Origin of the sequence: Paenibacillus sp. 203, from assembly GCF_037027525.1 — a bacterium.
Taxonomy (GTDB): domain Bacteria; phylum Bacillota; class Bacilli; order Paenibacillales; family Paenibacillaceae; genus Paenibacillus; species Paenibacillus polymyxa_B.
On record NZ_JAXCHD010000014.1, the window covers coordinates 27,029 to 40,009 of the forward strand.

Sequence of the window (12,981 nt, forward strand, 5' to 3'; positions counted from 1 at the left end):
AATACTTGACATGAAACGCGTTACAAACCTTAAGATTCATTTAGAAGTACTTATAACACATTAGCATAGAGGTAACGTATTTCTATCTAGTTAATGAAAAACATCAGCAAAGGCGGAGAAAATATGAGTACACAGTTTCCAAAAGATTTCCTGTGGGGCGGAGCAGTTGCTGCTAATCAGCTCGAAGGCGCTTATCAAGAAGATGGAAAAGGCTGGTCCATTCAGGATGTAACTCCTCGTGGTGGTTGGGGGCCCGTTACGGATGTACCAACAGAAGATAACATGAAGTTGATCGGTATTGATTTTTATCATCATTATAAAGAAGATATCAAACTTTTTGCGGAAATGGGCTTCAAAGTATTCCGTACTTCTATTGCATGGTCACGTATCTTCCCTAAAGGTGACGAACTGGAGCCTAACGAAAAAGGCTTGCAATTTTATGATGATTTGTTTGATGAACTTCACAAATATGGAATTGAGCCACTCGTTACATTATCTCACTATGAAACACCTTTACATTTGTCCAGAGAATACGATGGTTGGGTAAACCGTAAGCTTGTTGATTTTTATGAGCGCTATGCTACAACTGTATTTAATCGCTACAAAGATAAAGTTAAATACTGGTTGACTTTCAATGAAATCAACTCCATTCTTGAAGCACCATTCATGAGTGGAGGAATTAGCACACCAAAAGATCAACTTAGTGAGCAAGATCTTTATCAAGCTATTCACCATGAGCTCGTAGCGAGTGCAAGAGCGGTAAAAATCGGTCATCAGATCAACCCTGATTTCAAAATTGGCTGTATGGTGCTGAGTATGCCTACTTATCCGCTGACACCTAATCCAGACGATGTGATTGCTGCGATGGAATTCGATCACAGAAACATGGCATTTGCCGATATTCACGCAAGAGGTCAATACCCAGGTTACATGAAACGTTTCTTTAAAGAAAACGGAATTTCTATTCACTTTGAACCAGGTGATGCCGAAGATTTGAAGCATACCGTTGATTTTATCTCGTTCAGCTATTATATGAGTACTTGTGAGACAGCTGACGAAGCTAAAAAAGTCAAAGGTGAAGGTAACATCCTTGGTGGTGTCATCAATCCGCATCTCGAGGCAAGTGAGTGGGGCTGGCAAATTGATCCGCAAGGTCTGCGTTATGTACTGAATACGTTCTATGATCGCTTCCAAAAACCACTGTTCATCGTTGAAAATGGCCTGGGCGCCGTTGATGAACTGATCACGAATGAAAAAGGCGAAAAAACGGTTGAGGATGACTACCGAATCAACTACCTGAATGATCATTTGGTTCAAGTTGGAGAAGCTATTGAGGACGGAGTAGAGGTTTTGGGCTATACGTCTTGGGGATGTATTGACCTTGTCAGCGCTTCGACCGCTCAGCTTAAAAAACGTTATGGCTACATTTACGTAGACCGTCATGATGATGGCAGCGGTACACTTGAAAGATATCCGAAGAAATCGTTCCATTGGTACAAAGAAGTTATTGCTACGAACGGTGAAAGCTTGAAACGTTAATTTATAAATAAACCAGTGATTAAGTATTAAATATACAATGAAGGCTTATAGATAGCGACCGCTTCTTCTCTTTTACGAAGCGGTCGCTAATTTTTTAGGGGTATTAGCAACCGAATTACAAACTGAGGACGAAAGGACTTTCATGAATGATTCGTAAGCGTTATTTATTGATAATTGATGATAAATAGATTGGACAAAAATGAATTACTGAGATATATTGAGACTTATTAAAACGTTAATAATAACTATGCTAAAAATTGAGTCCAGTATAAATTAATGATTTTTTATTGATGAGGGCAGCAGAAGGAGGAAAATAATGAAGATTGAGCATGTAGCGATCTGGGTGAGAGACTTAGAAAAGATGAAAAGCTTTTACGAGCAATATTTTGATGGTAAATCTAACGATAAATATTATAACGCTACAAAAGGATTTGAGTCCTATTTTATCACCTTTGAGGATGGAGCAAGGTTAGAGGTTATGCGTAAAACGGGAGTAGATCATTCACCACAGATAAATATTACGGGCTGGGCTCATGTGGCATTTTCCGTTGGAAGTAAAGCTCAGGTGAATGAAAAGACAGAGCAGCTCATGCATGCAGGATATGAAGTTGTGGGTCAGCCAAGATTGACAGGTGACGGCTATTATGAAAGCGTAATTAAAGATCCAGAAGGTAATTTGGTGGAAATTTCAATGTGAGTAGCTTTCCAGTTCTGAAGAGTTGATTGAAGAACGTTTATACGCCAAAAGTCTCTGCCACGAATATAATCAGCTTCATCCTAGGAAATATCGAAGAACGAGAAACACTCATCAAAACTTTACTTGGGAAGACAACTGATAGAGTGTTACCAAACAAAAGAACAATTTTGCACAGATTTGTTCAGGGAATAATGCAATAATGTGCTTAAGTGGAATATTCTTTAGCCTATTCAGAAAGGAAAGAACAATCATGAAATTGATGTTTATATCAGATATTCACGGCTCATTACACTGGTTGCAATTGGCACTGGAAAAGTACAGGGAGGAGAAAGCCGATCGTCTTATTCTGCTCGGAGACTATATGTACCACGGACCACGTAATCCATTACCAGAAGGGTATAATCCGGCAGAAGTGGCAGCTCTGCTGAATAAGTACAAGTCCCATATTGCGGTTTCTGTGCGCGGGAATTGCGATGCAGAGGTGGATCAGATGCTACTGGAGTTTCCTATGATGGGTGATTATGCTTTGTTGCACCATGAAGGACGGAGAATCTATGTCACGCACGGACATGGCTTTAGTATCGGAAATTTACCACCACTGGAAGCGGGAGATGTGTTCATCCAGGGACATACTCATATTCCGGTAGCAGATGTGGAGAATGGGGTCTTTATACTGAACCCCGGTTCGATCTCGCTGCCAAAAGAAAACTACCCATCCTCTTACGGTGTGCTGGAGGGAGCACAATTCACTGTGAAGGATTTTGATGGGAATACGGTGAAAGCAATCACCTTTTCAAACTAATTTATTCCAATGTGAATGTAAATTATTAAAACTTTTTCGCTTCGATTGAGACAAAGATCATATTATTGTATGATAGGAGCGGAGTCTACATTATGAAAAAGAAAGAGAGCTTCAATACATGCAAATTAAGGATTCACATTATAAGATGCCGCCTGAATGGGCGCCACATGAACGCACGTATATTTCTTGGCCTGTAAAATCTTCAATGGTTTACCCAGATATGCATGCTGATGTATGCAAGGGGTATGCCGGAATTGTACGCGCCATGGCGGAATTTGAACCAGTTACTGTGGTCGTAAATCCGGATGATCTGGAGAGCGTTAAGGCGCTTGAACTTGGGGAACGGGTAGAACTGCTGCCGATTGAGCACAGCGATGCGTGGCTGCGTGACAACGGCCCTACTTTTCTCACAGATGAGCATGGTCAATTGGCAGGTGTAAACTGGAAGTTTAACGCCTGGGGCGGCAAATACGCTCCATGGGATCTAGATGACCAGGTTGCGCCGCTAATTTTGGACCAACTTGGAGTTCCACGGTTTGATGCACCGCTTGTGATGGAAGGCGGCTCACTGCACGTAGACGGCGAAGGCACACTGATTACAACCGAAGAGTGTTTGCTCAATCCCAATCGAAATCCGGAATTAAGCAGAGAAGAAATTGAACGGTATGTATGTGAGTATACAGGTGTAGAGAAAATAATATGGCTAAAACGTGGTCTTAGTGGCGACGAAACAGATGGTCATGTGGACAATATTGCTTGTTTTGCAGCTCCTGGCAAGGTCATTATGCAAGTATGTGATGATCCTGAGGATGAAAATTACGAAATCACGCAGGAAAATCTGCGTATTTTGGAGCAAGCAACGGATGCTCAAGGCCGTAAGCTGGAAGTGATTCGGATCGGCCAGCCACCGCGCGTGGATTATGAAGATAGCCGATTGACACTGAGCTATATTAACTTCTACTTTGTGAATGGCGGCATTATTTTGCCGGTGTTTGGCGGCACTGCCGCTGAGAGCGATCTTGCAGCTGAGCAAGTGCTGGCAAATGTATTTCCAGATCGCACCATTCGTACTGTAGACGGTATGGCGGTCATCCGTGAAGGCGGTAACGTACACTGTACGACCCAGCAGATGCCTGCTGTAAAGCGTTGAATGATACAACATCTAAAAGGAGGACTAACGTGAGAAAAGTAAAAGTGGCAGCAACTCAAATGAGCTGCTCTACCAATATCGAAGAAAATATTAGTAAAGCAGAGAAGCTAGTACGTGAAGCGGCAGCGCAGGGCGCACAAATTATTTTGCTACAGGAGTTGTTCGAAACTCCATATTTCTGTCAGAAGGAAAAATCTGATTATTATTCATATGCAACTGAGCTGGAGCACAACAAGGCGGTTAACCATTTTAAGAAGATCGCCAAAGAATTACAGGTTGTGCTGCCCATCAGTTTTTATGAAAAGAAAAACTACGCGCGCTACAACAGTCTTGCTGTCATTGACGCAGACGGTGAAGTGTTGGGTAAATACCGTAAAAGCCATATCCCTGACGGTCCTGGGTATGAGGAAAAATTTTATTTTAATCCGGGCGATACCGGTTTTAAAGTATGGAATACACGTTACGCCAAAATTGGGGTAGGCGTGTGCTGGGATCAATGGTACCCTGAGGCGGCCCGCTGTATGGCGCTCATGGGCGCAGAACTTTTGTTCTATCCGACAGCTATTGGCTCGGAACCGCAGGACTCTGCCATTGATTCCAAAGATCACTGGCAGACCTGCATGCTGGGTCATGCGGCTTCCAATCTGATTCCAGTCATTGCTTCCAATCGGATTGGAACTGAAACGGACGAGGACTCCAGTATTACATTCTACGGTTCTTCCTTTATTGCCGGACATCAAGGTAACAAGATCGCAGAAGCGGGTCGTACCGATGAGGAAGTGCTTACTGCTGAATTTGATCTGGATGAGCTGGAAGTAGGACGGATTGAATGGGGCATTTTCCGTGACCGACGTCCTGAACTGTACAATATGATTGCCACCTATGATGGTGATTTAAAAGTATAATCTGTATACGGATAGACAAGCTTCCCTTGACGTCAAGCTGAGGTGTTTCCTTTCATTGGACTCACCCGGCTTTTCGGGCAGGGGATTTTGGAGTGTGTACCCAACGGTTTCAAAAGAACGGACCGGTAGGTGGTCCGGAATATTAGCATGTTTTTTTTCACACAAAAGGGACATTCCTCACAGGTATGTTCCTTTTTTATGTCTCAATCCAGTTAATCTATAGACTGAAACTATGATTCACTACATAAAATAGCATTAGAATTTATGAATTAGATGATATAAAATCAAACCATAAGGAATGATCATACTCAATAACATCTCGATATTCCCGAAAGTGAAAAAAATCACATATGAAAATGCTTTAATGGAAGCTTTAACATGAAATTTGTAAACTCGCAAGGAGGAAGAACAATGAACCACTATCCTGCTATCTTTGAACCTCTAACCATACGACGAATGACCTTGAAAAATCGGATTGTTATGCCCCCGATGGGAACTAACTTTGCTGCCATGGACGGAAGCTTTGTTCAGGATCATATTGACTATTACGTGCAACGGGCCAAAGGTGGTACCGGCTTGATAACAGTAGAAAATGTTTGTCTGGATTTCCCGATGGGTACGAACGGAACAACCCAGTTGCGTATGGATAACGATCAGTTTATTCCCGGACTGTTTAGATTAACAGAAGCCCTGCACTCTTATGGAGCTTGTGTTTCTGTACAAATTAACCATGCGGGTGCTTCGGCTTATGGGGGACGACTGAACGGAGTTCAGCCTGTATCTTCTTCGAGTATTCCTTCCAAAAAGGGCGGGGTGATTCCAAGACCTCTACAAAAAGAAGAAATTTACGCCATTGTGCGCAAATACGGAGAAGCAGCGGGAAGAGCACAACGAGCAGGATTTGACTGTGTTGAAATTCATGCGGGACACTCCTACTTGCTGAGTCAGTTTCTTTCGCCAATGTATAATAAACGCACGGATGAATTTGGCGGCAGCGCAGAAAATCGTACCCGTTTTGCCAGATTAGTCATTGATGAAATTCGTTCAGTGGTGGGCCCATTTTTCCCTATTTGCTTACGGTTTAGCGCGGAAGAGTTCACAGAAGGTGGGAACACATTGGAAGATACACTCGAGTTATTGGAGTATCTTAATGATGAGGTAGATATTCTGAACGTTTCTGCTGCTCTGAATGATTCCATCCAGTTCCAGATTGACGGGATGAACTTGCCGGATGGTTGGCGCTCATATATGGCCAAAGCAGTAAAAGAAAAATTCGGGAAGGTCACGATGACCTCAGGAAATATTCGGAACCCACAGGTTGCGCAGGATATTTTGGAGAGAGGTGACGCTGATCTTCTGGCTATGGGTAGAGGCTTGATTGCAGAACCGAACTGGGTGCTTAAAGTGCAAAACGGCTACGAACATTTGCTTAGAAAATGTATCTCTTGCAACATTGGTTGTGCAGATCATCGTATCTCCAAAAGTAAACCAATTTGCTGTACGGTAAATCCGGATCTCTTCAAGGAAGCTGAATACCGGAAACAACGTGTAAAAAACAACGTTCAGGTTGTTGTGATCGGTGGTGGGACCGCTGGTATGGAAGCTGCATGTACGGCAGCCGAAGTAGGCTGCAAAGTAACCCTCTTTGAGGAAAAACCAGAGTTGGGCGGCTTGGCTCGTGATATTGCCCGCCTGCCAGACAAAACACGCATCAATGATTTCCCTGATTATCTGATTCAGCGCACCAAACAGTTAACCAATCTGAACATTGTAACAGGGACCCGAGCCGATTTGGCGATGATTAGTGCTCTGAATCCTGATATTATTGTCAATGCGACGGGGGCCACACCACTTCTTCCGCCCATTGCAGGTTTACATGAGCAACTGGGTAAACTAGGTACAAAAGTGTTCTCCATCTTTGATCTTTTGCACAACATGGAGAAATTCCAGGAATTTGAAGGTAAACGCATTGCTGTAGTTGGCGGCGGAGCCGTGGGACTGGATGTCGTCGAATATTATGCAGAGCGTGGAGCACAAGAGGTTTCTATTATTGAGATGATGCCGTTACTGGGTAAAGATCTGGATATGATTACTCGGATTTCCATGATGAAAATGGTAGAGGAGCGGGAAGTGAACGTCCATACGGAAACAGCATTGACAGAAGTGTGTAGCGACCGCTTCAAAGTAAAGCATGAAAAACAGGAGTTTGAGATTCCTTTTGATCTTGGATTCGTATGCTTGGGTATGCGTTCACACAGTCCACTGATGGACAGCTTGCTCGAATATGGTAAAGAACATCAAGTAGAAGTTATTAATATCGGGGATAGTAAACAAGCTCGACGTATTATTGATGGCACACGTGAAGGTCGAAATATTCTGAAAACCATTCAACGGGTAGACGAATTTAAACATGAGTTTTCTTATTCTTACTGATTTGACAATACAAGTGATGGGTGTTCACGATGGCAACTCAGTGAATATTGAGGTTGAAGAGACGGCTTGTCTTTTCAGCCTTTTTTATTTGAGTTTTTCCGGGAAGGAGATTGATTCCTCTGTCATTTCAAAGGTAAACTATGGAAAGCATATATAGTAAGTAAGGCTATTTTAACGTGGGGGGATGAGCGTGAATCAACTCTTTAGTGAAATACCGGGTGCCAGCAGGTGGAGCCACGTGGAAGAAATTCATAGAGGCTGGTCCAGTGACAAAAAATATTATATTCAAACCACTGACGGTAGGGACTTGCTGCTAAGAATAGCGGATATGGTACATTATGATAAAAAGAAGCGCGAGTTCGAAGCTGTAACAAAACTGAACCACGTGGAGAATCTGTTCATGTCCCGGCCGCTTGAATTTGGGATTTGTCATGATGGTCAATCTGTATATTCCCTGTTCACCTGGATCGAAGGGAAAGATGCTGAAGAGATTATCCCTACGTTAACCGCAGCACAACAGTATCAACTCGGGGTTCAAGCAGGAGATGCATTGAAAAAAATGCATGAGATTCATGTGGAGCAAGATCGAGTCCCATGGGCTGAACATTATAATGGCAAAATAAACAGATATATTACAAACTATAAGTCATGCGGTATTCCCCTAAAGGGAGCAGATCAAGCCATAAGCTTTATTGAGCAAAATCGTCAGCTATTAGAAAATCGTCCCCAGACTTTTCAGCATGGGGATTATCATGTGGGCAATATGGTGGTTACACCATCCGGTGAACTGGGTATCATTGATTTTAATAGAATGGATTTTGGTGATCCTTGGGAGGAATTCAATAGAATTACCTGGTGTGCAGCATTAAGTCCTTTATTCGCTTCGGGCCGTATCCACGGTTATTTTAATAACCATGTACCTGATTTATTTTTTAGATTAATGGCTCTGTATATTGCAAGCAATCAGCTTTCATCGGTTCACTGGGCCATTCCATTTGGCAAAAAAGAGGTGGACGATATGGTGCAACGAGCTGAAGAGGTTTTGGAAGCGTATGATTACTTTCAAACCTATATACCGAAATGGTATGTGCCCAGTTACCGCGACTTGTAAAAGCGAAGACCGCCCCTCCTGGGAGTGACGGTCTATTTTTTCTATTATTGTTTCTTAATCTTATACGTAAATTCCCAAACGGCTTGATGACCTGAGTAACGTCCACGGTTTTCAGTAACCGTCACTCTTAGCTTAACGGTAGAACCTTTGGCAGAAACAGAGGAGACCTTTACATTCTTGGTGGCTTCACCTTCATCAGGAATTTTGTCTTGTTCCTCGGCATACGCATAGAGCTTAATGCTGCCCCCTGTTTTGACCTTTACCTTTACGCTGTTGTCTTCACTAATGGATTGGCCCGCCACCTGGGCAGCAATGGCCCATTCGTTGCCTACGTGATCGTTGGATACCAAGGTTGCTTGTTGAAACGTAACGATATACGTTGATGTTGCTGAAGCTGCGAGCGCGTACGTTCCATTGAACATCAGGGATATTACTACCAATAGAATAGCCGATGCTTTCGTCCATACTCTATTCATTCGCCTGTCTCCTTCAGTTGGATATATTGAGGGAAATCCCTCTATTCTAATTATCGTTTGCATCAAAAAAAATTGTTAATGGTTGGTAAAAAAAGAGTTTGACTTCTTATTGCATCACTTGTGATCTAATTTAACTATGACTTGAATTTATTTAGTAGAGAAAGGGAAGGGAAAATTTGATGAAAAAAATATACAGTGAACAAGAAATCATAGATATGACTATTAAGCTGCTTGAACAAACTTCAATATATGAAGAGCAGTATGAGCAGTATGTAAGACGACCTTTCCGTACGGATTTTTATGATGATCTTAGTCCGTATGTGCAAGTAGGCAAGCGGGGTTATACGCTCCAGATGTATGAAAGAGGCATACAGATGCTAAACAAGCTTACGAAAGATGTAGAGGATGTGATTTATTGGATTATCGAAGATACGATTCACATCATTGCTCATCTAAATCTGCTTCGCAAATATAAAGTGGATAACATAAATACTCATTTAAAATATACCAAGGAGATCATGAAGGAGCTGACAACTGTAATGAACAAAGCCTTTTATGAAATTGGAGGAATCTATCAGGAATGGCATGAAGCAAATAGAAGAGGGGAGCTGGAGAACCCATTAAAGTAAAACATAAAACTTAAAGAAACAGTTGACAATCAGTGAGGTAAAATTTACAATTTGATATTAGTGATAATGATTATCAATATCACTAATTTTAAGTATGTTTTGCACTTACTATATTTCAAAGGAGATTTACAACATGCATCGTATGATGAATAAGAAGTTTCACATGATTTTATGTGCACTATTCGTAGTGATTTTCGTTATTTCAGGTTGCGGGAATGCTGGCAGTTCCTCTGATTCATCTGCTAAACCCGCGTCGTCCGCGAAGGAAGAGGCAAGCAGTGATTCTGATACGCGTACAGTCTCTACGGTAAAAGGAGACGTGAAGGTGCCCGCTAATCCTCAACGGGTAGTCGTGAACTGGTATGTTGGCGATGTATTTACACTAGGGATTAAGCCGGCCGCAGTCATGGGGTGGAAACAAGAAACAATGCCTTTTTACGATAAATTTAACGACATCCCCAATATTGAAAAGTGGGAAACTGAGGAAATTATGAAGTATGATCCTGATCTCATCATTACATATGATACAAAGGATTATGATAAGCTGTCTAAAATTGCGTCTGTTCTTGTAATACCTGAGGATAAAATGACCTCTATAGAACGTTTGAAATTCCTTGGTCAGGCCACAGGACATGAAGCAGAAGCAGACAAAGTGATTTCACTGTTTGAAAGCAAGCTGAGTCAGGCCAAAGAAAAACTAAATTCCGACATATTCAAGGACAAAACGTTTAGCATTTTCGAGGATTGGGGCAGTGGCTCTTACGGAATATATTATGAAACAGGCTCACGTGGAGGAACGTTGCTTTACAATTATCTGGGACTTCACAAACCGGAAAAGCTCAACACATTGGTTAAAAATTCCGGAGAGAGTCGGGGTTCTTTATCCTACGAGGTAGCTGCTGAATACTTTGGAGATTATGTCCTTTGGTTTAAGCAGGAAGGCAAGGAATCTGAATATGCGAAGACAAAAATCTGGAGCAGTATTCCAGCCGTTAAAAACGGACATCTCATCGAAATTCCAGCGAAATATGCAGGACTGTTCTATTATTCGGACGTTGCTAGTATGACGGGACAGCTAGATTATATGATTAGCAAATTGCTGGAACAGGCTAAGTAACGATGCATAAACTAAGGGTGTAATCGATGTCTACTCACAAAGAGCCAAATAAAAAAGGAATATTTCATTTTGTAAGCTACATGATCGTGGGCGTGTTCCTGCTCCTGCTGGTTACCGCAGCATCTATTACCTTTGGTGCTGCGGAAATGAGCCTGAAGCTGGCATGGGGTGCTATATTTCAGTTTGATCCCAACATTACAGAACATCAGATTATTCACACCTTGCGTTTTCCACGAACCGTGGCAGATATCATTGTAGGGTGCAGCTTGGCTGTGTGTGGGGCAATTATGCAGGGAACCACTCGTAATCCACTAGCGGATTCGGGACTCATTGGCATAAGTTCTGGCTCGACATTTGCTATTGCGTTATGTATGGCCTTTCTGCCTGGTCGCACCTACGGAGAAACCATGCTGTATTCTTGTCTAGGTGCAGCAATCACTACAGGCATTACGTATTACATCGCATCTATAGGCAAGCGAGGAATGACGCCTCAGCGACTGGTGCTGGCAGGAATGTCCATCTCCATGCTTTTTGGTGCGTTTAGTACGTTTATCGCTATTAAGTATGAGATTGGCCAAGCCCTTGATTACTGGTCTGCTGGTGGTACAGCCAGTGCCAAGTGGGGTGAATTAGTTTTCATTGCGCCACTGTTTGTAGTGGGTTTGATCTGTGCCATCGTGCTTTCTCCCTCGATTACGATTTTGAGCTTCGGGGAGGATGTGGCATCAGGCTTGGGTATTCGTGCAAACAGGATTAAGCTGTTTTCAACCTTAATTGTATTAATTCTAACGGGGTTATCGGTTATTGTGGTCGGCCCTGTTGGCTTCGTTGGTTTGATCGTGCCACACATTATGCGCCATCTGGTCGGAACGGATTATCGGTATATTATCCCGGCCTCAGCTTTGTATGGAGCAGTCTTTCTGTTGGCGGCGGATTTACTCGGACGTCTGATCAATCGTCCTCACGAAACACCTCTTGGCATTATTTTTGCCTTGGTGGGCGTACCCTATTTTCTCTACCTTGTGCGCAAGCAGAGGAGGGAGTTTAGTTGAAACTGTCCCGTAATACCAGGGGGATTAGCATTATTTTACTGTTAGTAGTGCTGACGCTGCTAGTGGCTGTACTTAGTATGAATGTTGGGAAAATGAACCTAACTCCACTCGAAGTTTTCAAGGTCATCATTGGCGAAGGAACGAGCAAACAGAACCTAATCGTGTTTGACTTTCGACTGCCACGTATTGTGCTTTCTATATTGGTAGGTATTGGCATGGGGATATCAGGCTGTATTATGCAAAGCTTGCTCAAAAACGACATGGCCAGTCCGGGAACACTCGGCATCAGCTCAGGCTCAGGGTTATTTGTACTTATGTATATTACGTTGTTCGCTAGTGAAGGATTGCTATCGCCTATTCTTCTTCCTGGGCTGGCTTTTGCAGGCGGCCTTACGGCAGCATTTATGATTTTTATGTTTGCTTTCAGGCGGGGAAGAGACATCTCGCCTACAGGCTTAATTTTAACTGGTGTCGCTATGGGCAGTGGCTACAGCGCATTATCTCTGATGTTGACACTCCGGCTAGACAAGCAACAGTATGACTTTGCTTTGAGATGGCAGGCTGGAGACCTGTGGGGGGATGACTGGAGCTATATTATGGTGCTGCTCCCGTGGGTGCTTATCATCTGTTTTTACGTTTTTTACAGGTCTAACACACTCAATACGTTGAATTTGGGGAATCAGACAGCATCAGGCCTCGGCGTAGCAATTAAAAGGGAGTTTATCGGCTTGACGATTGCTGCCGTTGCGCTTGCTTCTGGTAGCGTGGCACTTGGCGGAAATTTCTTTTTTGTAGGCATGGTCAGCCCCCATCTAGCGCGCAAGCTAGTAGGGCCCAATCATAAGCTATTGCTACCTACGACGGCATTAGTTGGTGCACTCGTCATTTTGATTGCTGACACACTTACTCGGACGATTAGTTTTGGGGCAGATATTCCAACCGGAATTATTATCACCATACTGGTCACCCCTTATTTCCTTTACTTACTGTCGAAAGCCAGTTAAATGCAGATAAATGAAAAGACGCTAACCCATGTCCATAGAAAAAATGGCTAGGTTAGTATCTTTTTT

The 12,981-nt window shown here is 42.8% G+C and carries 13 protein-coding genes; 12 read left to right on the forward strand and 1 reads right to left on the reverse strand.

Going from position 1 to position 12,981, the window contains the following annotated elements:
* Positions 1–123 precede the first annotated feature (123 nt).
* The 8 genes from WA407_RS23085 (at position 124) to WA407_RS23120 (ending at position 8,637) form a co-directional block, all read left to right on the forward strand.
* Positions 124–1,539 carry a glycoside hydrolase family 1 protein gene (locus WA407_RS23085; protein ID WP_250245222.1) on the forward strand — a complete coding sequence of 472 codons (1,416 nt, stop codon included), beginning with the start codon at positions 124–126 and terminating at the stop codon, positions 1,537–1,539.
* Between the two features lie 316 nt (positions 1,540–1,855).
* Entirely contained in the window at positions 1,856–2,236 is a 381-nt protein-coding gene (locus tag WA407_RS23090; protein WP_336078471.1) for a VOC family protein, read from the forward strand.
* A 22-nt stretch (positions 2,237–2,258) separates the two neighbouring features.
* Positions 2,259–2,375: a maltose acetyltransferase domain-containing protein gene (locus tag WA407_RS23095; RefSeq protein WP_254330188.1), complete on the forward strand. Its 117-nt coding sequence runs from the start codon at positions 2,259–2,261 to the stop codon at positions 2,373–2,375.
* A gap of 111 nt (positions 2,376–2,486) precedes the next feature.
* Positions 2,487–3,038, forward strand: coding sequence for a phosphodiesterase (gene yfcE, locus WA407_RS23100; RefSeq protein WP_254330190.1), 552 nt, complete (start codon positions 2,487–2,489; stop codon positions 3,036–3,038).
* A 118-nt stretch (positions 3,039–3,156) separates the two neighbouring features.
* On the forward strand, positions 3,157–4,188 hold the full coding sequence (locus tag WA407_RS23105) for an agmatine deiminase family protein (RefSeq protein ID WP_336078472.1): 1,032 nt from the start codon (positions 3,157–3,159) through the stop codon (positions 4,186–4,188).
* 29 nt (positions 4,189–4,217) lie between these two features.
* Positions 4,218–5,093: an N-carbamoylputrescine amidase gene (aguB, locus tag WA407_RS23110; RefSeq protein WP_025721082.1), complete on the forward strand. Its 876-nt coding sequence runs from the start codon at positions 4,218–4,220 to the stop codon at positions 5,091–5,093.
* A gap of 411 nt (positions 5,094–5,504) precedes the next feature.
* The gene (locus WA407_RS23115) at positions 5,505–7,526 is read left to right on the forward strand and encodes an NAD(P)/FAD-dependent oxidoreductase (RefSeq protein ID WP_336078473.1); all 2,022 of its coding nucleotides are present in this window, start codon (positions 5,505–5,507) and stop codon (positions 7,524–7,526) included.
* Between the two features lie 190 nt (positions 7,527–7,716).
* The gene (locus tag WA407_RS23120; RefSeq protein WP_254330202.1) at positions 7,717–8,637 is read left to right on the forward strand and encodes an aminoglycoside phosphotransferase family protein; all 921 of its coding nucleotides are present in this window, start codon (positions 7,717–7,719) and stop codon (positions 8,635–8,637) included.
* A gap of 44 nt (positions 8,638–8,681) precedes the next feature.
* On the opposite strand, the gene WA407_RS23125 is transcribed toward WA407_RS23120, so the two are convergent.
* Positions 8,682–9,113, reverse strand: coding sequence for a hypothetical protein (locus tag WA407_RS23125; RefSeq protein WP_336078474.1), 432 nt, complete (start codon positions 9,111–9,113; stop codon positions 8,682–8,684).
* Between the two features lie 179 nt (positions 9,114–9,292).
* Between WA407_RS23125 and WA407_RS23130 the strand changes: the two genes are divergently transcribed.
* The 4 genes from WA407_RS23130 (at position 9,293) to WA407_RS23145 (ending at position 12,915) form a co-directional block, all read left to right on the forward strand.
* The gene (locus WA407_RS23130) at positions 9,293–9,742 is read left to right on the forward strand and encodes an Imm63 family immunity protein (protein WP_061830167.1); all 450 of its coding nucleotides are present in this window, start codon (positions 9,293–9,295) and stop codon (positions 9,740–9,742) included.
* A 133-nt stretch (positions 9,743–9,875) separates the two neighbouring features.
* Complete coding sequence (locus WA407_RS23135; RefSeq protein ID WP_336078475.1) at positions 9,876–10,859, forward strand: ABC transporter substrate-binding protein; 984 nt, start codon at positions 9,876–9,878, stop codon at positions 10,857–10,859.
* Between the two features lie 26 nt (positions 10,860–10,885).
* Positions 10,886–11,911 (forward strand): FecCD family ABC transporter permease, encoded by a 1,026-nt coding sequence (locus tag WA407_RS23140; RefSeq protein ID WP_336078477.1) that lies wholly within the window; start codon positions 10,886–10,888, stop codon positions 11,909–11,911.
* Positions 11,908–12,915, forward strand: coding sequence for a FecCD family ABC transporter permease (locus tag WA407_RS23145; RefSeq protein WP_336078478.1), 1,008 nt, complete (start codon positions 11,908–11,910; stop codon positions 12,913–12,915). The genes WA407_RS23140 and WA407_RS23145 overlap by 4 nt, the downstream gene beginning before the upstream one ends.
* Positions 12,916–12,981: the final 66 nt, after the last annotated feature.

Coding starts and splice junctions, on each gene's coding strand:
- WA407_RS23085 (WP_250245222.1), top strand. CDS start 124: ATGAGTACACAGTTTCCAAAAGATTTCCTGTGGGGCGGAGCAGTTGCT.
- WA407_RS23090 (WP_336078471.1), top strand. CDS start 1,856: ATGAAGATTGAGCATGTAGCGATCTGGGTGAGAGACTTAGAAAAGATG.
- yfcE (WP_254330190.1), top strand. CDS start 2,487: ATGAAATTGATGTTTATATCAGATATTCACGGCTCATTACACTGGTTG.
- WA407_RS23105 (WP_336078472.1), top strand. CDS start 3,157: ATGCAAATTAAGGATTCACATTATAAGATGCCGCCTGAATGGGCGCCA.
- WA407_RS23115 (WP_336078473.1), top strand. CDS start 5,505: ATGAACCACTATCCTGCTATCTTTGAACCTCTAACCATACGACGAATG.
- WA407_RS23125 (WP_336078474.1), bottom strand. CDS start 9,113: ATGAATAGAGTATGGACGAAAGCATCGGCTATTCTATTGGTAGTAATA.
- WA407_RS23130 (WP_061830167.1), top strand. CDS start 9,293: ATGAAAAAAATATACAGTGAACAAGAAATCATAGATATGACTATTAAG.
- WA407_RS23135 (WP_336078475.1), top strand. CDS start 9,876: ATGCATCGTATGATGAATAAGAAGTTTCACATGATTTTATGTGCACTA.
- WA407_RS23140 (WP_336078477.1), top strand. CDS start 10,886: ATGTCTACTCACAAAGAGCCAAATAAAAAAGGAATATTTCATTTTGTA.